This window comes from Geothrix sp., assembly GCF_049292215.1.
In the GTDB taxonomy this organism is placed as follows: Bacteria; Acidobacteriota; Holophagae; order Holophagales; family Holophagaceae; genus Geothrix.
In genome coordinates this window covers 47,634-65,070 of record NZ_JBATQW010000023.1, presented here as the reverse complement: position 1 = coordinate 65,070, position 17,437 = coordinate 47,634, and the positions used below count along the sequence as shown (strand labels likewise).

Below are 17,437 nucleotides of genomic sequence, written 5' to 3'. Positions count from 1 at the left end.
CGGGCTCTGCCTGGTCCTCGAGGCCTTGCTGCCGGTGCGCTTCCAGCCCACGGCCTGGGTCTGCCGAGGCCTGATCCGCACCTACCAGGCCGCCCTCTCCAGCCACCTGCCCACCCAGTGCAAGTTCACGCCCACGTGCAGCCACTACGGCCTGGGCTGCATCCAGCGATATGGCACCCTGCGCGGGGGGCTGCTCACCACCTGGCGGCTGATTCGCTGCTCACCTCTGACGCACGGGGGACCGGATCCGATCCCCTAGGAGTCCGGGATCCCAGGTCAGTGGGCGTCCTGGACGCTCCAGCGGTCCGTGCACCCGTGGCTTTCCACGACCTGATGGGCCTTCTTCAGGCGCAACGTGTGCTGGACGGTCTGCATGATGGTGAACAGGTGATCCTGGATGCCTAGGCGCTTCAGGTCCTCAGCGGTGAACCAGGTGATGCCTTCGGCGCTTTTGCGCACCGCATGATCAGCCAGGATCTGCTTGGTGATATCCACTTGGAACCTCCACTACTGCTAGCTTAGTCGGTACGGGGAGGCGGTGTGGCCAACTGGCGGGAATCCACATTCGGCGGGTTTGTGATCATGGGCTGGGCCCTGGTGACGGTACCCATGACCGTGTTCGGGATCCTGCTGGCCCTGCCATTCCTCGGCCGCCGGCGCGCCTTCTTTACGGTCGGTCCCCTGTTTGCCCTCGGCATGGCCCGGTTCTGCCGCATCCCCTTTGCACTCTATGGCTGGAATCGTCTGCCGGAGGCCATTCGGGAGGGTCGCCAGCCGGTGATCTTCATGTCGAACCATGAGAGCCAGATGGACCCCCCGATCCTGGTCGCCGCCTTGCCGGTACCTGCGGTCTACATCGCCAAGCAGGAGTTGAAGTACATGCCCTTCATCGGCTGGGCGGCCTGGGCCGCCGGTGTGATCTTCATCGACCGCAGGGACAGGGAGCGGGCCCTTCGCAGCATCCATGAAGCCGCCTTGCAGATCCACGGAGGCAAGAGCGTGGTGATCTTCCCGGAAGGCACCCGGAGCCGCACTGGCCAGCTCCTGCCCTTCAAGAAGGGCGGCTTCGCCTTGGCCCAGGATGCGGATGTGCCCATCATCCCCATGGCCACGGTGGGGGGCTTCCAGGTATTGCCGGTCGGTGCCTTGAGGTTCAGGCCCGGGCGCTACGCCGTTGTCGTGGGTGAACCCGTCCGGCCCTCTGACCACCCGGACCGCGAGTCCCTCATGAAGGCAGTGCGGGCCCGCATCGAGGCCCTGGTCGCCGAGGCCCGGGCATCGATCGCCTGAGGACGGCCTGGATCTACCGGAAGGCCGGATCCTGCTTAGCCACGTGCAGCTTGCCAGGATGGAAGCGATCCGCCAGTTCCACGATGGACTGGGCACCGGAGCGGTCACCCAGCCGCGCCGTCATTCGGGCCATGAAATACAGGTTCACCGAGACGACCCGCCGCTCGCTGTGCTTCCGCTGGGAGAGATCCGCCACCGCGAGCTTCTGCCGGTAGGCTTCGAACCCGGCCCTGGCCCCGGCGCCGTCCCCGGCCACGGCCCGCTTCACCCCGGTCAGCAGGACGGTGTTGGAGTGATCCGCTGGCCAAGCACCCTCCAGCTCGCGGAGGTAAGTCTCGGCCAGCGGCCGGTCGTTCCGGTCCCAGGCCGTATAGGCCATGAGGCTGCGGAGCACGTTGGAGCCGGGGATCTCGCGGAGCCCGGCCCGGAGCCGCGCCTCGGCCTCCTGGGTGCGGCCCATCCACAGCAGGGCGTCGGCGGCGGTGACGTAGGCGTACTCTGCGGAAGGTCGAAGCGCCACGGCCCGGTCCGCATGCACGAGGGCCGTGGCGAGTTCGCCCTCGTTCTGGAGCAGGACGCCGAACCGGTGGTGGGCCTGCCAGCCTTCGGGGAAGAGGGTGAGGGACTTCTCGAAATAGCGCCGGGCCGCCTGGTGGTTGTCCTCGCCTTCCAGACCGGCAAAGACATCGGCCAGCACGTCATAGGCCTTGTGGTCCGCAGGATCGAGGCGCACGGCCTGCAGGGCCGCCCGGCTGGAACCCTCCATGTCCCCCATCCGGAGGAGGATCGACGCGAGGGCCCGATAGGCCTGGGAGGCGCTGGGGTCCAGGGCGATAGCCTTCTCCGCCGCAGTTCTCCCCTGCTTCAGGAGCGCCTGGGCCTCGTCGTAGCGGCCCTGGCCAAGCGCCGTGGTGGCGCCCAACTCTGCCAGGGTCCAGGCGAACTCCGCCCGGGCCGGGGCATAGTCCGGTTCCAGCTCGATGGCGGAAGCGAGCAGGGTGTTGGCCAGGCGCACGGAATCCTGGTTCCCGTCGGTGATGACCTGGAGGGCCTTGGTGTAGAGCTCACGCGTCCGCGGCAGCTTGGCCTGGGAGCGCAGGGAGCCGGGGTCGCTGCCCAACCCCATCTCCTGGGGCAGTCGCTGCTGGAGCTCGTCCTCGAGCTTCAGCAGGTCGGCCACGGGCCGGTCCATCTGGAACTGGTGCAGGGTCGCGCCCCGCAGGGCATCCACCACCCGCACGAACATGCGGAGCTGGCCGCCCACCACCTGATAGCTGCCTAGTACCATCAGCTCGGCCTTGAGCTGGCGCCCCAGCTCGCCGACAGCCTTGGGCGCCTGGCCGGGCGTATCACCCAGCTGATGCATGGCCTCCACCACCCGCAGCCGGTCCACGACGGCCATGTCCTCCCGCCGCACCAGGCCGAAGGCCATGGCGTCGGCAAAGCTGTTGCTGAGCCAGGCGTGCTCCGCATCGGGCTGCATCTGCTCCAGGGGCAGGATGGCCACCACGCGCCGCCCCTTGGTGAAGTCTTCGCGGGAGGCCCGGCGCGCTTCGCCCAGGCCGGTGCCATCGCTGCGCTGCGACCACGCGAAGCCCGCCAAGGCGACGAGGCCCAGGCCCGCGACCGCCGAGGCCAGGGGCCAAACCCAGCGGCGACGCCTTCGGAGCAGCGCCACTGGATGGCTTAGGTGGGGCACCGCGGCCGTAGCGATGTTCTCCGAGAGGCCCATCGCCAGGGCCTGCAGGTTCGGGAAGCGGTCCTTGGAGGACTTGGCCATCAGCCGGTGGATGGCGTCCTGCACCGTGCGGGGCAGGTCGGGCCGCAGTTCGGCCAGCGGGCGGGGTTCGTCCCGGGTCACGGCGTAGAGGGTGTCCACCAGGTTGCCGCGCAGGAAGGGGTGCACGCCCGTGGCCAGCTCGTAGAGCACCACGCCCAGGCTGAACTGGTCCGACTGCCCGGTGAGAGCCTGGCCATTGGCCTGCTCGGGACTCATGTAGGCCGGGGTTCCCTGGCTGTAGCCCGGCGCCGTGCGCTCCACCAGGGTCAGGTGGTGCGAGGTGGGGCCGAGGCCCAGTTCCTCGGCGCCCCGCCGCGCGATGCCGAAGTCGAGGATCTTCAGCTGACCCTCGTTGGTCAGCAACAGGTTCTCCGGCTTGATGTCCCGATGGACGATGCCCTTCTGGTGGGCATGGGACAGCGCCGAGGCCGCCTGCCGGGCCAAATCTTGAAGGGCCTCCGCCTCCAGGGGCCGACCCACCAGGGCCCGCAAAGTGCGCCCCTCCACCAGCTCCATCGCAATGTAGGGCGTGCCGTCCACCTCGCCAGCGTCGTAGATGTGGGCGATGTTCGGGTGGTTCAGCTGGCAGGCCAGCTTGGCCTCGCCGATGAGCGCCTTCCGCCGGAGGTCATCGGCATCCTTCAGGATCTTGAGCGCCACCTCGCGCTCCAGCCGCAGGTCCAGGGCCCGCCAGACCTCGCCCATGGCACCTTCCCCAAGGGGAGAGAGCAACCGATAGGAACCGAAGTGGGTGGCGTCGGAGGACAAGCGCTTCCTTAGGAAGGGTGATCCCGAAGTATACCTTTCGAAGGACGGATGTGATTCTCCAAGGCGGAAGCCCCTTGACCTGCCTCTCGAAATACCGAGAATCAGGCCCGGAGGTACCCGTGCCCATCCCGGATCTCGACGCCGCCCTCACGGGGGCCCGCCTGGTGGAAGAGGCCGGCGCACTCCTCACCCTGGGCGAGGAGCCCGACCGCATGGTGGCCCACGCCTTCGAGCGGCTTGGCCAGCTGGTGCCCTACGACCTGGCCACAGTCCTGCTGCGGGACGGCGACAGCCTCCGGGTGGCCCACGCCGTCGGCCCCCTCGCCACGCCCCAGCTGGCGGAGGCCCGCATTCCCGTGCGCGGCAACCTGCGCCTCCAGAACGCCCTCAAGGCCCGCTCCAGGCCCGCCACCTTCGAAGAGGACGACCCCGGTGAGGACACCTTCCACGGCCTCCTGGAGATGCCCCATGGGCACAGTTGCCTGGTGGCGCCGTTGCGCAGCCGGGGTGAGACGTTCGGACTCATGACCCTCGACGCCATGGTCTGCCGACAGTACCCGGCCAGCGTACTCCACCACGTGGGCGTCTTCGCCTCGCTGCTGGCCCTGGGCCTCAAGCAGGCTGAGCACCTGGCCCGGCTGGCCGAGCGGGAGCGCAGCCTCGCGGAGGAGGTCAGCTACTTCCGCGAGGTGCAGCGCCGGGACGTGCTGCAGGAACCCCTCCGTGCCGAGAGTGTTGCCATGCGGGGCATCCTCGACCAGGTGCGGCAGGTGGCGGCCACCGCCGCCACGGTGCTCATCACCGGTGAGACCGGTACTGGTAAGGAGAAGGTGGCCCAGACCCTCCACCACCTCTCGCCCCGCCGCGAGAAGCCCTTCATCAAGGTGAACTGCAGCGCCCTGCCGGCCACCCTCTTCGAGTCCGAGCTCTTCGGGCACGTGAGGGGCGCCTTCAGCGGCGCGGCCGCCGCCCGCAAGGGACGGTTCGAGCTGGCAGACGGGGGCACGCTCTTCCTCGACGAGATCGGCGACCTGCCCCTGGACCTCCAGCCCAAGCTGCTGCGCGCCATCCAGGAGAAGGAGGTCGATCCACTCGGCAGCGAGAAGTCCCGCAAGGTGGATGTGCGGCTGGTGGCCGCCACCCACACAGACCTCCGGGTGGCGGTGGCCGAGGGCAGGTTCCGTGAGGACCTCTTCTACCGACTCAGCGTATTCCCCATCCACCTGCCACCCCTCCGCGAGCGGCCCCAGGACATCGCCGCCCTGGCGGAAGGGTTCCTGGACCGCTTCGCCCGGGAGAACCGCCGTCCGGCCGTGCCGCTGCCGCCGGGGGTGCGTGAGCAACTGGAGGCCTACACATGGCCGGGCAACGTGCGGGAGTTGCACAACGTGCTGGAGCGTGCGGCGATCCTCTCGACGGGCCGGGACCTGAAGCTTCCACCGGGCGCCCTGCCCGCCCGGGGCGAGCGGTCCAGCCGCCCCCTCACCTGGGAGGCCCAGGAGCGTGCCTATCTGGAGCGCCTCCTCCAGCACACGCAGGGCAAGATCGCGGGTTCCGACGGGGCCGCGGCCCTGGCGGACCTAGCGCCCTCCACCCTGCTCTCCCGCCTGGAGAAGCTGGGGCTGCGGCCCAGGGACTTCCGCGAAGCGTGATAGCGTACCTCAACCTCTGGAGCGACGGATGAGCGACATCACCGGCCCCAATGACGCGATCCCCCCGGTCATTCAGCTGAATGAGCCCGCGGTGCACCTGCCGCCCCCCTTCACCGAGGAGTCCCCCGCGTTCGCCCCGGCCCTTCGGCCCGTGCCCTTCGAGGATCCCGAAGCCTTCCCGACCTTCTGGTCCCGGGTGGGCGGCATGTTCCGGCTGGTGTTCAGCAACCCCTTCGAGTTGTTCGACCGCGTGCCCGTCACCGAAGGTCTGGGCGCGCCCTGGCGCTTCCTCCTGCTGCTCTCCATCCCGGCGTTCCTGCTCGCGGCCTTGGCCTTCTCCCTCCTCGGGGTGGGCGCCATGTTCGCGGCGCTCGAGCAGACGGGAAAGGGCGGCGGCAAGGCCGTGGCGGCGGTCCTGCCCCTGATCTTTGGCGCACTGCTGCTGCTCCTGCCGCTCTTCAGCTTCCTGGGGATGGTCATCGGCGGCGCGCTCAACCACTTCTTCCTCTGGATGTGGGGCGGACTCCGGCCGGGCGTCGGCACCGGTCAGAGCATCCGCGCCTACGGGTATGCCCATGCCTTCCTGCAGCTCGGCGGGTTCATCCCCTTGATCGGGGTTCTCATCCAGATCGCCGGCCTGATCGTCACCGGCATGGGCCTCGCCCGGATGCACAAAACCGATACCTGGCGTGGCATCTGCGCCGTGTTGACGCCCCTCTTCCTGCTCTGCTGCTGCGGCCTCCTGGCCGCCCTCAGCATTCCGGCCTTCATCGCCGCGGCGAACCGCTAGCGGCCAACCACGCCCGCGCCTCCCCCTCGACACAGTGGGAATCGAGGATCCTGTGCACGGCGCCCGAAGCCTGGGCTGTCTCCTCACCCCAGGTCTCGAAGTGCCGGAACAGACGATCCGCCCCGTCTCGCCCCAGGAGCTCCGGAAGCCGCACGGTGCCGCCGAACCCTGTGAGGATGCCATGCCTCGCGGCCGGGTGGGCCAGACGCAGGCCATGCCTGCCTTCGCCATCGGCCGCCACGGCCCAGCGTTCCTGGCCGTGCAGCGCGAGGTCGCAGCCTCCCCCCATGGCCACGCCAGAGATCACCGTGAGGCTATGCCAGCCGGGCCAGAGCAGGTGCGCCATGACCCTCTGACCCCGCCGGGAGAAGGGATCGGCGGAGACGGCATCCAGCGCGCCCACTTCATGCAGGTCGGCTCCGGCGGAAAAGTGATGCCCGCGTGCCAACGCAGCCCGGGGGGACCGCCTGCTCGCTGATGCTCGCGATGTCCCCCCCGGAGCCCCCTGCGTGCTGTCCAGGCAAAGCCCGGACGGCACGCCTGCCATCCACCCCGCGCCACTGAGCGCCACCCGGCGCGTGCCCGCCCAGCGCAGCTCGATGAACAGCTGGTCCAGGGCCACCAGCAGGTCGCTGTGCAGGCGGTTCAGGCCATCGGCGGAGCGCAGCCCGATCCAGGCCCAGCTTTCCCCCTGCAGCAGCTCCAGCGAGGTCCGGCCCTCGTACCAGATCCCCGGCCTCATCGCAGCCCCAGGCGTTCGAAGGCCGCCTCCAGCGGCTCGAGATCCGGATCCCAGGTCGGAGCCGCCGGCAGCTGGTTGCGGAACCAGGTGGCCTGTCGCTTGGCATAGGCCTGGGTCTCCAGGATCACCTGGTGCCGGGCCGCCTGGAGGTCGCCGCCCGCCATCCAGGCCGCATAGCCCAGGGGCCTCAGGGCGATCAGGTCATCGGCATGGCCTGCAGCCACCAGACCCGCCACCTCCTCCAGCCAGCCTGACTCCAGCTGGGCGGCCACCCGAGCCACCACGCGCTCGCGCCGCCGCTCACGGCCGGGGGCGACCACCAGGACCCGCCATCCGGGGGGAACATCGGTGGCCGGCCCGGAGAGCAGACCTGAAGGGGCGCCTCCGGTCGCCAGGTGGAGGGCCAGGGCCCGCTGGACCCGGGCGCTGTCGTGGGGATGCAGGGCCGCGGCGCGGGCCGGATCCACGGCGGCCAGGTAGCGGTGGAGCACGGGCATGCCCAGCCGGACGCCCCAGGTTCGCACCCGGTCCACCTGAGCCGGGTCCACCTCGGGAAGATCCGAGAGCTGGTCCCAGATGCCCCGCAGGTACAGACCGGATCCCGTCACCAGCACCGGGTCAGCAGTCTCGGCCAGCCACCCCCGGACCAGCGCTCCGAAGGCCTTGGGGTTGGGCCGGGCCGACAGGGGCAGCACCCCATAGCCCAGGTGCGCCACGCCGCCCTGCTCGGCCGCATCCGGCTGCCCGGTGCCGATGGCCAGTCCCTGGATAGCCTGGAAGGGATCGCCATTGACCACCGCACCGCCCAGGCGGCGCGCCACGGCCACTGCCACGGCGGATTTGCCGGAGGCCGTGGGTCCTAGGATGGCGATGGGCATGGGGTGAGTTTACTGAGTCCGGAGCCTGGACTCCGGACGGAATACCTCCCCCGGGAACCTCGCCCCGCATGGCACCATTTCAAGTCCATGCGCGTCCTGCTCTGCCTCTGCCTCGCCTCCGGCCTCCTGGCTGGGGAGCCACCCTTGCCGGGGCGCGATGGCGCTTTCCTCGCCACGATCCTGACACAGTCGGAGGGTGCTCCGAAACCCTGGAAGACCTTCCGCCTGCCCGAGGCCGGCGCCTCGGCCGTGGTGGAGGTGTTCGGGGAACTCACCCGGGAGGAGCTCCGCCAGGTGGCTTTCCAGGAGTTCATCGTCTGGTTCCGGGAGGACCTCCGACGGTTCTGGCACTCTCAAGGAGCCGCCATGCCAGCAGGCAATCTGGCGTCGGCCACCCTGCCGGTGGACCGCTTCGGCGGGAATCCGGTTCCGCAAAATGTCCCGCTGGGCCGTCTGGACTTCTGATCTCAGCCAAGGAGCCGCGGCAGTAGGAGCGACGCCTGATCCCGGGCCAGCCTGGCCGCCTCGAGGGCATGGCGGGCCGCCGCCTCGGGGCTCTGCCTGGGCGTGAGCAGGGCCTCCAGCTGGCCGCGCAGACGGGCCGTCGCGCCGTCCGGATCCGGCAGGTGGTGCCGGGCGGCCGCCTCGAAGACAGCGAGGAAGCACTGGATGGCATCGCAGCCGGCCGAGACGATGGCCGCGCTGTGGCGATGGTCGATTTCCAGGGCGAGGGCCGCCGCGAGGAAGCGGAGACCATCCTCGAATCGCGCCTGGGGCGTCCCTGAGGGACCGGTGCCGGACATGGCTCCAGCTAACCACGGGCCGCCCCAGGCCCGTAGGCCATTCATCCCGGAGCCCCGATGACCCGTCTGATCCTCGCCACCGCCCTGGCCCTGTGCGGCACCCTCCTGCAGGCGGACGGCCTCACCGACCTGAAGGCGGCCCTGAAGGCCCTGCCCCAGGCCCCGAAGGTCCGTGTCCACATCGAGGAGGAGAGCCGGGAGTTCGAGGGGGGCAAGGATCGCCTCGAGCGCCGCACGGTGCGGCTGGAGGATGGGCCCGAGGGTGCCAAGATCCTGGAAGACAGCCGCCCCGTGGCCCCGGCGAAGAAGTCGAACCCGGGCGCTGCCACGGGCAGGAAAGGGGAGAGCTCGTTTCAGGGGATCCTGCATCCGGCGGTGGCGCTCCTCGAGCAGCTCGACAAGGCCCGCCTGGTGGAGGAGAAACCCGAGACCCGGGAGGGCAAACCAGCCCGCCGCCTGAACCTGGTCATGGACCTGGCCCTGGATGCGGAGGCGAAGGCCACCCTCAAGAAGGCGACCCACGAGGCCACGGTCTGGATCGGGGCGGATGGCGTGCCCCTCGCCATGGACCAGCGGATCGAGATCAAGGCCCGGGTGCTGCTTGTGGCCAGCGTCTGGACCAAGGTGAACATCCACATTCGCTATCAGCTCAACCAGGGCCGGCTCCTGGTGCTGGAAGAGCGTTCGGATGTGCAGGGCTCCGCCGTGGGCAAGTCCTTCAGCGCGCAGGAGACCATCCGCTGCAGCGTGCTCCCCTGAACTACATCCCCGACGGCGCCACCGGGTATTCGCCGGTGAAGCAGGCATAGCAGAAGCCCGAGCCATCGTCGCCCATGCAGCCTTCGAGGTCCTCCAGCTCGAGGTAGCCGAGGGTGTCGGCCTCCACGAACTCGGTGATCTCCTTCAGCGGCATATACGAGGCGATGAGGTGCTGGCGCTTGGGCGTGTCGATGCCGTAGAAGCAGGAGTGCGTGGTGGGCGGGCAGGCGATGCGCATGTGCACCTCGCTGGCACCGGCCTCGCGGACCATCTGCACGATCTTCTTGCTGGTGGTGCCGCGCACGATGCTGTCATCCACCAGCACCACGCGCTTGCCCGCCAGCAGGTGCCGAACGGGGTTCAGCTTCACCTTCACGCCAAAGCTGCGGATGTTCTGCTTAGGCTCGATGAAGGTGCGGCCCACGTAGTGGTTGCGGATGATGCCGAAGTCGAAGGGGATGCCGGACTGCTCGGAATAGCCCAGGGCCGCGCTCACGCCGCTGTCCGGCACGGGCACGATCAGATCAGCCTCCACGGGATGGCGCAGGGCCAGGCGGCGCCCCATCTCGCGCCGGGCCACCATGACGCTCTGGCCGTAGACCAGAGAATCCGGCCGGGCGAAGTAGATGTGCTCGAACACGCAGGGCCTGGGATCCACCTTGGGCAGGGGGAACCGGGAGCGGATCTCGCCAGTCCTCCGCGAGACCACCACCATCTCCCCGGGCGCCACATCGCGGTCGTAGGTGGCGCCCACCAGGTCGAAGGCGCAAGTCTCCGAGCTGAAGGCGTGGGTCTCGCCCATGTGGCCCATGGCCAGGGGCCGGAAGCCGTGGGGATCCCGCGCCGCGATGAGTGCATCGTCGGTGAGGATCAGCAGCGAAAAGGCCCCCTTGGCTTCCTGAAGGGCCGCGACCACAGCGTCTTCGAGGGTGCTGGCCTGCGCCCGGTTGATGAGGGCCAGCAGGACCTCGCTGTCGGAGGGACTGGTGAAGGTGTGGCCATCCGCGATGAGGCGCTCGCGGAGCGCCTCTGTGTTGGTGAGGTTGCCGTTGTGGCACAGGGCCACCTGGCCGAAGCGGCCGTGGATGAGAAAGGGGTGGGCGGCCGAGGCCACGTTGCCGCCCGTGGTGGAGTAGCGCGTGTGACCAATGGCCCCATCGCCGGGTAGGGCGTCCAGCACCGCCTCGGTGAACACGTCTGCCACATAGCCCTGGGCCTTGTGCAGGTGGAGGCCCTGCTCGTCGCCGGAGCAGATGCCAGCAGCCTCCTGGCCGCGGTGCTGGAGGGCGTAGAGGCCCAGGTAGGTCTGGCGGGAGGCTTCCGTCTGCCGGCAGATCCCGAAAACCCCGCATTCATCCCTGAACGGCATGCTTCCCCCGGGTTTCAGGATAACCTCCGGGAACCTCGGGCCGTAGCTTCGGCATCCCTGGACCGCCCCGGAGCCACCATGCGCCTGCCCATCCTTCTGCTATCCCTGGCCTTGCCCATCGGGGCAACTGGCCTGGACGACCTGAGGTCGTCCCTGCAGAAGCTTCAGGGTGCCGAACCGGTGAAGGCCACCCTGGACCACAGCTTCTGGCGGCAGACCATGGATGACAAGAAGCCCGTGATCAGCCAGGGGAAGGTCACGGCGCAGCTCGAGGACGGCCCCCAGGGCCTCAAGGTGACCTGGGGCCGGGGCACCCTCCAGCAGGCCGCAAAGGAGCTCGCCGCCCAGGAACGCGAACCCGATCGTCCGGCCCCCACCCGCACCGCGCTGCGCAACGTGGATCCCCTCGAGGTCGGGGAAGCCCTGAACCACGCCGAGGCCCTGCTGCGCGACCTGGCCCAGGCCCAGGTCCAGGAGGAGAAGGCCGACACCTGGCAGGGCAAGTCCGCCAGGCTCCTAGTGCTGAAGCTGACGCCGAAGATCCCCGAGAGCCAGAAGAAGTATCTCAAGGAACTGAAAGTTGAAGCCAAGGTGTGGGTCGGTGCGGACGGCCTGCCCCTGGCCTTCTCCAGCAGCGTGAGCTACAAGGGCAGCCGCATGTTCATCAGCTTCGAGGGTGGCAACACTCAGGAACTCCAGTTCACCCGCATCGGCAACCGCCTCGTGGCTGTGCGCACCACCAGCGAGGACCGCAACTCCGGCTTCGGCGCCTCGTCCCAGACGAAGAAGACCACGACCCTGACGGTGCTGTAGAACGAAGCCTCAGCGCACCGTCACGCTGCTCTCGACGGCCTGCCCGGCCTCCAGCGCCCAGGCCTGGAGCGTGCTGAGCAGTGTGGTCCCGGCTTCCGCCGGCGCGAGCCCGGCCGTTCCATCCAGCCCTTCCAGGTGCAGCTCCAGCCGGGTGATGTCCCCCTGCTCGAACCGCACGCTGAAGTCGCAGAGGGCGAGCAGCCTGGGTGCCACCTCCACCAGCACGGTGGAGGCATGAAGGTTCCGCGGCATCTCGAGGCTCCATACGGGCAGGCTGCGGTGGCCGAAGCGGAGGGCGATGGGCTCGGGCCGGGTCTGAGGCGAGGGGCCGGCGAGGTAGAGCAGGCGTTCGGCCCGGCCCAGCAGCATCACCTGCGCATAGGGCGTGCCCTCCGTGCGGTCCGCCTCCAGACGCCACCCACCCATGCGGGGCTTCTGGACCTTGTTGTGACTGCGGGTTCCGGCCGTCGAGTGGAGCCTAAACCTGGCCTCCATCGGCTGCGCGTCCCCGCGCATCCAGAGCTGGATCCGATAGCGGAGCCCATCCTGGGCGCGGATGGGCAGCGAGAGGGTCAGGAGGAGCAGAACGATCAACCGGCGCACGGGTTACCACCTTCCCTTCCAGGGTGCCATCCCGTGCGATCCTGGGCCAGCGTGGGAGAGCGTACGTGCCGATCTGCTTTGACCTCGACGGGACCCTAGGGCACTTTAGCTCCGGCTTCGTGCTGCTGCGCGAGGCGCTGGGCGCGCTGTGGGGGGCGACCCCCACAGTGGAGCAGCTGCGGCTCTGCCAGGGCTCCACGGACTGGGAGATCGTGGACGACCTGCACCGAATGCGCTTCGGCCGCGACCTGGACGAAGCGGGGTACGCCGCTTACGAGGACGCCTGCGTGGCGCGGTTCCGTGTCACCTTCGCCCCGGGGGCCCAGCAGGCACTGAGGTTCGAGGGTGTCCTGGAGGGCATGCACCGGCTGGCCGCCACGCGGCAGGTCTGGCTCGTCTCCGGCAATGCACCCGGATTGTTGGCCTTCAAGGCCGAGGCGCTGGGCGTGGACCCGAGCATTCCGAGGCTGGGCTCGTTGCCCCGCCACGACCGGGCTGGTCTCCTGAAACGGGCCCTGGGCGGCGGACCGGGTCCCCATCTCTACGTGGGTGATCGCCCCCACGACCTGCTTGCAGCCCAGGCCGCCGGTATGCCCTTTGTATGCATTGGCGAGGCCGTTCCGGGCACGCACCCGAGCCTGGCGCCCGACGCCGAGGCCGAACACCTGGTCGCCGCCGTGGAGGCGTCGCTGCTGGAACACTCCTGAACCGCGACCGACTCAGCGCGTCCGGACCTCCAGGTCGCCCAGGAAGGCCTCGGTGCGGGGGTCGCCTTCCTTCCTTACGATGGCCTGGGCGTGGTGCAGCCTCCCCCGGCGCACCACCACGACGCCTTCGACCACTCCGCCATTGGGACTCTTCACCTTGTAGCGGAATCCGGGTCCCTTGGCCGCGGGCAGCTCCGTGCGCTGGAGTGCACCGAAGCGGTAGCCGAGGAAGTTCTGGTAGGTGGTGAGGATCTCCCGGGGCGTGGTGCCACCCTTGTCCCCCGGAGGGAGGTTGCCCACCGCGACGCTGAAGGTCTCATCCAGGCGGCCCGCCGGGCTCATGGCCAGGTCGAACCACTCCACGTCGCCGAAGGGCCCGGGGTCCGTGTGCCGGTGCAGCTTGGGCGGTCCCGGGAACGTGGCCGCGATGCCCAGGTTCTCGTTCTCGATGCGACGCGGATCCTCCTTGCACCCCGCAAGGGTGAGCAGCAGCGCCAACACCAACCAAGACCGGGACATGACTCCCCCTGCCATCATCATCGGGCCATGGTCTCAGGAAGTTGACTCGCGGCGGGCCGCCTCGGCCCAGCGGGCGGCCTCCCGGGCATCCCGCAGGATCCCATGTCCGCCCAGGTAGGCCTCCGAGAGCGCCAACATGGCCTCCCGATGGCCCAGCTCAGCGGCCTTGCGGAACCAGAGGACGGCGCTGTGGTCGTCCCTGAGCCGGGTGGAGCTGCCCTGGCGGTAGGCCAGCCCGAGGCGGTGGCAGGCCTCAGAATCACCAGCCTCCGCAGCTTCCAGGAGACGATCCCGACCGCTCCGGGGCCGGTCCTTTCGCATCTGCCAGGCCTGCCACCCAAGCATGAGGAGCAGGGGCGCCAGCATCAGCAAGGGCATGTGGTGAAGGCCGGAGGAACCCGCCCAGAAGAAGGAGCCGAGCACGAGCAGCCCCAACCCACCCAGGAGCAGCCCTCCCAGGAGCAGGCCCCAGCGCCCCGCCCGGTGGGCGACCACCCGGTCCGCGGCCGTCTCCAGCCGCTGCAGCGTGGCGGCCGAGGCCCGCACGAAGGCATCGACCGGGGCCGCATCGTGGCGCAGGAGGTTGTGCGAGAGCGGGGGATGGGGCTGCAGGTCCGCGGCGACCCGGGCCCAGTGCCGGGCCTTGGCCTCGTCTACCGGAACGCCATCACCGACCGCATGGGCCCGGGCCAGCCAGGCCGCCGCCGGGCCAAACCCCATGGCGGCCGAGCGCTGGTACCAGGTCTCCGCTTCGGCAGCATCCCCGAGGACCTGGCCCTGCCCGGTCCGCAGCGCCTCGGCCAGGCGGAAGGCGGCCTCGGGATGCCCCCTCAGGGCGGCCCGCCGGAGCCGGTGTACGCCAGCAGTCTGGCCGCCGGGACCCAGGCCGCCCTCCAGGAACACCAGGGCCTCGTGGAACTGCGCCTCACGCCCACCCAAAAGGACGGCCCGCTCCAGGTAGAGACGCCCGAGGGCGGGATGGTGTGCCTCCCGGGCCCACTGCAGCCAGAGTCGCTCCGGTTCAGGCGAGCACCAGGCCACCCACCTCCGCACCAGACGCTCGACCATGGAGAGGGCGGGCATCGAAGCGTGGGTCATGGCGCCCACGAGGGCTCCCACCAGGAACACCCAGGTCGCCAGAGTCAGAAGCACGAGCCAGCCCTGGGCGACGACGCGCAGGGGCGTGGGCAGCAGAAGCAGAGGGCCGAAGATGGCCAGGGCCAGCCAGGCCATGGGACGACCCCAGACCCGCCAGCCGCTCGAAGCCCGAGGGGTCATGGTCACCGGCCCGTCAGGGCCTCCTCCAGGGCCCGCTTCGCCAACCCCTCCCCGTAGCCGGACCAGCGTTTCAGGAGCCGGCCCTGCCGGTCGATGACCAGCGTCGTCGGGATGCCCCGGATCTCGCCGAAGGGCTCCAGAGCCCCGCCGCCATCCGGAAGGTAGGCCGTGAGCCCCAACTGGGGGTTCTGGGTCAAAAAGGGCTTCACATCCCCCCACCCCCCGCGGTCCACGGAGATGGGCAGGACGACATAGCGGTCTCCACCGGCCTTCTGCAACTGCGCGACCTCGGGCAGCGACTGGCGGCAGGGTCCGCACCAGGTGGCCCAGACGTCCACCAGCACCACCTTGCCTCTGAACTCGGCCAGCGTGCGGCGGTTGCCCTCGGCATCCCGGAAGGCGACGCGGCTCACGTCCGTTCCGGTGGACGCGCCCTCGCTTCCCCCACCGAACACCCCTCGAACCAAGGCCACCCCACCGAGAAGGAGCCCCCCACCCACCAGCAGGGCTGCTGCTGCCATGCGCCAGCGGGATTCGGGAACGTAGGTGTCGGACATGGGTCCTCCAGGGCTTCCTCTGGCAACGCAGGCGTTGCCCGAGATCTAAGGGCAGGCTTCAGAGTACCGTCCCGCTCGACCGCTTCATACTGGGGGGATGAGCCTGATCTCTGCTTCCGACCTTCGCTCCCAGCTTGCCTCGGTCCGCCTCCTGGATGCCCGCCCGGACCCCGCCGACTTCGCGGCGGGTCACCTGCCGGAAGCCCTGCACGCGGATCTCAATCGCCAGCTCAGCAGCGCCTCGGAGCCCGGTCACGACCCGGCCAGGGGAGGCCGCCATCCCCTGCCCGCTTTACCTCCCTTCGCCGCTCAGGTGGGCGCCTGGGGCATCGGTCCTTCCACCAGGGTCGTGCTCTACGATGCGGCCGGCGGCGGCAACGCGGCGGCCCGACTCTGGTGGATGCTGCGGGCCCTGGGCCACGAGGAGGTCCACGTGCTGGACGGAGGGCTTCCGGGGGCCCTCAGGGCCGGGATGACCCTGACCTCCGAACCCACCACCGTGACTGGGCGCGCACCCTATCCGGCGAAGAGCTGGCAGCTTCCCACCGTGGACGCGGAGGCGGTGGAAACTCTGCGGAAGGATCGCGGTCACAAGTTGCTGGATGTCCGCTCCCGGGAGCGCTGGCACGGCCATACGGAGCCCTTCGACCCCCTGGCCGGCCACATCCCCGGCTCGCTGAACCTGCCCTGGAACGAGAACCTCGAACCCGACGGCTGCTTCAAGAGCCCCGAGATCTTGCGCGCCCTGTACAGCCCACTGCTGGATGGCACACCGCCGGAGCGCCTCGCCGTCCACTGCGGCAGCGGGGTCACCGCCTGCCATACGCTGCTGGCCCTGGAGGTGGCAGGCCTCCCCGGCGCCGCCCTCTATGTGGGCAGTTGGAGCGAGTGGTGCCGCAGCGGCCGCGAACGCGGCCCCCGCCCGTGAACCCCTGGCGCGGCCTGCGCGGCCTGCCCCGCGAAGTCTGGCTGGTCTGCGCCAGCACTCTGATCAACCGCCTGGGCACCATGGCCCTGCCCTTTCTGGTGCTGTATCTCACCGAGGGCCGCCGCTGGACGCCGGCGGAAGCGGGCTACGGGATGATGGTCTACGGCGCCGGCGCCCTGACGGCAGGACCCTTCTCCGGCCGCCTGGCGGACCGGCTGGGCCATGTCCACGTCCTGAAGGCGAGCCTCTGGACCTCCGGCGCCCTGCTGCTGATCCTGCCCTACGCCACCACCAAGCCCATGCTCTTCGCGCTGATCTTTCTGTGGGCGGGCCTCACCCAGGCCTTCTGGCCCAGCGCCATGGCCCTGCTCACGGGCCTCGCCCTACCCGAGAAACGCAAGGCGGTCTTCGCCCTCCACCGCCTGGCAGTGAACCTGGGCATGGCCGTGGGTCCGGCCATGGGCGGCCTCATCGCCCACCACAGCTACCGCTGGGTCTTCTGGACCGACGGCCTCAGCACCCTGGCCGGGGCGGCCCTGCTGACCCTCCTGCTGAAGGCCCCGCCCGCGCCCAGCCTGCCCCACGACCACACCCCCGGCGGCAGTCCCTGGCGGGACCGGCACTTGCTCTTCCTGCTGCTGCCCTTCATCCCGGCGCTGATGGTGTTCTTCCAGATCGAGGGCACCTTCCCCCTCTGGGTGGTGCGCGACCTCGGCCTGGGCAGCCGTTTCTTCGGCCTCCTGTTCACGGTGAACACCCTCCTGATCGTGGCGCTCGAAGTGCCCCTGAACCTCGCCATGGGCCACTGGCGCCATGGCCGGCTGCTGCTCCTGGGCTCGCTCTGCCTCGCCGTCGGCTTTGGTCTCACGGCCTGGGCCACCACCTACACCAGCCTCATCCTCACGACAGTGATCTGGACCTTCGGCGAGATGATCCTGTTTCCCGCCATGAGCGACGCCGTGGCCACCCTGGCCCCCCCGGACCGCAGGGGCGAGTACATGGGCCTGCTCTCCCTGGCCTTCGCCGCCGCCCTGGCCCTGGGCCCCTGGCTGGGCGTCCTGGCCTATGCCAAGGTCGGCCCGAGGAGCGTCTGGCTGGGCACCTTCCTCATCGCCGGAGTCGCGGGGCTGCTGCTGGCGCGGTTCCGGACACCCTCCCGGAAAGGCTGAAACCCCCAGGCAAGGCATCAGTGGCACTGCGA

At 69.7% G+C, this 17,437-nt stretch carries 20 protein-coding genes; 10 read left to right on the top strand and 10 right to left on the bottom strand.

All coding sequences use genetic code 11. The features are described from left to right. Nucleotides 1-34: 34 nt before the first annotated feature. Nucleotides 35-259, top strand: a complete 225-nt coding sequence (gene yidD / locus WAS25_RS03980) for a membrane protein insertion efficiency factor YidD (RefSeq protein WP_422310326.1) — start codon at nucleotides 35-37, stop codon at nucleotides 257-259. A gap of 17 nt (nucleotides 260-276) precedes the next feature. On the opposite strand, the gene WAS25_RS03975 is transcribed toward yidD, so the two are convergent. Then, nucleotides 277-495: a hypothetical protein gene (locus WAS25_RS03975; protein WP_422310214.1), complete on the bottom strand. Its 219-nt coding sequence runs from the start codon at nucleotides 493-495 to the stop codon at nucleotides 277-279. 45 nt (nucleotides 496-540) lie between these two features. Between WAS25_RS03975 and WAS25_RS03970 the strand changes: the two genes are divergently transcribed. After that, on the top strand, nucleotides 541-1,290 hold the full coding sequence (locus tag WAS25_RS03970) for a lysophospholipid acyltransferase family protein (protein ID WP_422310213.1): 750 nt from the start codon (nucleotides 541-543) through the stop codon (nucleotides 1,288-1,290). A 13-nt stretch (nucleotides 1,291-1,303) separates the two neighbouring features. On the opposite strand, the gene WAS25_RS03965 is transcribed toward WAS25_RS03970, so the two are convergent. Then, entirely contained in the window at nucleotides 1,304-3,838 is a 2,535-nt protein-coding gene (locus WAS25_RS03965) for a protein kinase domain-containing protein (protein WP_422310212.1), read from the bottom strand. Between the two features lie 119 nt (nucleotides 3,839-3,957). Here WAS25_RS03965 and WAS25_RS03960 point away from each other — a divergent pair, with 119 nt between their 5' ends. Together WAS25_RS03960 and WAS25_RS03955 are read left to right on the top strand one after the other, a co-directional pair. After that, nucleotides 3,958-5,490, top strand: coding sequence for a sigma 54-interacting transcriptional regulator (locus WAS25_RS03960; RefSeq protein WP_422310211.1), 1,533 nt, complete (start codon nucleotides 3,958-3,960; stop codon nucleotides 5,488-5,490). Nucleotides 5,491-5,518: 28 nt separating this feature from the next. Continuing rightward, nucleotides 5,519-6,280 (top strand): YIP1 family protein, encoded by a 762-nt coding sequence (locus WAS25_RS03955; RefSeq protein ID WP_422310210.1) that lies wholly within the window; start codon nucleotides 5,519-5,521, stop codon nucleotides 6,278-6,280. Here the strand turns inward: WAS25_RS03955 and WAS25_RS03950 are convergent. Together WAS25_RS03950 and WAS25_RS03945 are read right to left on the bottom strand one after the other, a co-directional pair. Beyond that, nucleotides 6,258-7,022 carry an enoyl-CoA hydratase/isomerase family protein gene (locus WAS25_RS03950; protein WP_422310209.1) on the bottom strand — a complete coding sequence of 255 codons (765 nt, stop codon included), beginning with the start codon at nucleotides 7,020-7,022 and terminating at the stop codon, nucleotides 6,258-6,260. The genes WAS25_RS03955 and WAS25_RS03950 overlap by 23 nt on opposite strands. Beyond that, entirely contained in the window at nucleotides 7,019-7,900 is an 882-nt protein-coding gene (locus WAS25_RS03945) for a tRNA (adenosine(37)-N6)-dimethylallyltransferase (protein WP_422310208.1), read from the bottom strand. The genes WAS25_RS03950 and WAS25_RS03945 overlap by 4 nt, the downstream gene beginning before the upstream one ends. Nucleotides 7,901-7,987: 87 nt before the next feature. Between WAS25_RS03945 and WAS25_RS03940 the strand changes: the two genes are divergently transcribed. Continuing rightward, nucleotides 7,988-8,365: a hypothetical protein gene (locus WAS25_RS03940; protein WP_422310207.1), complete on the top strand. Its 378-nt coding sequence runs from the start codon at nucleotides 7,988-7,990 to the stop codon at nucleotides 8,363-8,365. Between the two features lie 2 nt (nucleotides 8,366-8,367). Here WAS25_RS03940 and WAS25_RS03935 read toward each other — a convergent pair whose 3' ends face one another. Next, nucleotides 8,368-8,703, bottom strand: a complete 336-nt coding sequence (locus WAS25_RS03935; protein ID WP_422310206.1) for a hypothetical protein — start codon at nucleotides 8,701-8,703, stop codon at nucleotides 8,368-8,370. Nucleotides 8,704-8,760: 57 nt separating this feature from the next. Between WAS25_RS03935 and WAS25_RS03930 the strand changes: the two genes are divergently transcribed. Continuing rightward, nucleotides 8,761-9,462 (top strand): hypothetical protein, encoded by a 702-nt coding sequence (locus WAS25_RS03930; protein ID WP_422310205.1) that lies wholly within the window; start codon nucleotides 8,761-8,763, stop codon nucleotides 9,460-9,462. A 1-nt stretch (nucleotide 9,463) separates the two neighbouring features. On the opposite strand, the gene purF is transcribed toward WAS25_RS03930, so the two are convergent. Beyond that, nucleotides 9,464-10,831 carry an amidophosphoribosyltransferase gene (gene purF / locus WAS25_RS03925; protein WP_422310204.1) on the bottom strand — a complete coding sequence of 456 codons (1,368 nt, stop codon included), beginning with the start codon at nucleotides 10,829-10,831 and terminating at the stop codon, nucleotides 9,464-9,466. Between the two features lie 78 nt (nucleotides 10,832-10,909). On the opposite strand from purF, the gene WAS25_RS03920 reads away from it, so the two are divergent. Further along, nucleotides 10,910-11,644 carry a hypothetical protein gene (locus WAS25_RS03920; RefSeq protein ID WP_422310203.1) on the top strand — a complete coding sequence of 245 codons (735 nt, stop codon included), beginning with the start codon at nucleotides 10,910-10,912 and terminating at the stop codon, nucleotides 11,642-11,644. Between the two features lie 9 nt (nucleotides 11,645-11,653). On the opposite strand, the gene WAS25_RS03915 is transcribed toward WAS25_RS03920, so the two are convergent. Continuing rightward, nucleotides 11,654-12,247, bottom strand: coding sequence for a hypothetical protein (locus WAS25_RS03915; RefSeq protein WP_422310202.1), 594 nt, complete (start codon nucleotides 12,245-12,247; stop codon nucleotides 11,654-11,656). Nucleotides 12,248-12,312: 65 nt separating this feature from the next. Between WAS25_RS03915 and WAS25_RS03910 the strand changes: the two genes are divergently transcribed. After that, the gene (locus WAS25_RS03910) at nucleotides 12,313-12,954 is read left to right on the top strand and encodes an HAD family hydrolase (RefSeq protein WP_422310201.1); all 642 of its coding nucleotides are present in this window, start codon (nucleotides 12,313-12,315) and stop codon (nucleotides 12,952-12,954) included. Between the two features lie 12 nt (nucleotides 12,955-12,966). Here the strand turns inward: WAS25_RS03910 and WAS25_RS03905 are convergent, their stop codons facing one another. The 3 genes from WAS25_RS03905 to WAS25_RS03895 are packed head-to-tail and all read right to left on the bottom strand — an operon-like array spanning nucleotide 12,967 to nucleotide 15,308. After that, nucleotides 12,967-13,473, bottom strand: coding sequence for a hypothetical protein (locus tag WAS25_RS03905; RefSeq protein WP_422310200.1), 507 nt, complete (start codon nucleotides 13,471-13,473; stop codon nucleotides 12,967-12,969). 33 nt (nucleotides 13,474-13,506) lie between these two features. Continuing rightward, on the bottom strand, nucleotides 13,507-14,751 hold the full coding sequence (locus tag WAS25_RS03900) for a tetratricopeptide repeat protein (protein WP_422310325.1): 1,245 nt from the start codon (nucleotides 14,749-14,751) through the stop codon (nucleotides 13,507-13,509). A 2-nt stretch (nucleotides 14,752-14,753) separates the two neighbouring features. After that, complete coding sequence (locus WAS25_RS03895) at nucleotides 14,754-15,308, bottom strand: TlpA family protein disulfide reductase (RefSeq protein WP_422310199.1); 555 nt, start codon at nucleotides 15,306-15,308, stop codon at nucleotides 14,754-14,756. Between the two features lie 97 nt (nucleotides 15,309-15,405). On the opposite strand from WAS25_RS03895, the gene WAS25_RS03890 reads away from it, so the two are divergent. Continuing rightward, the gene (locus WAS25_RS03890; protein WP_422310198.1) at nucleotides 15,406-16,236 is read left to right on the top strand and encodes a sulfurtransferase; all 831 of its coding nucleotides are present in this window, start codon (nucleotides 15,406-15,408) and stop codon (nucleotides 16,234-16,236) included. Continuing rightward, nucleotides 16,200-17,405 carry an MFS transporter gene (locus WAS25_RS03885; protein WP_422310197.1) on the top strand — a complete coding sequence of 402 codons (1,206 nt, stop codon included), beginning with the start codon at nucleotides 16,200-16,202 and terminating at the stop codon, nucleotides 17,403-17,405. Before WAS25_RS03890 ends, WAS25_RS03885 begins: the two co-directional genes overlap by 37 nt. The last annotated feature ends 32 nt before the right edge of the window (nucleotides 17,406-17,437 follow it).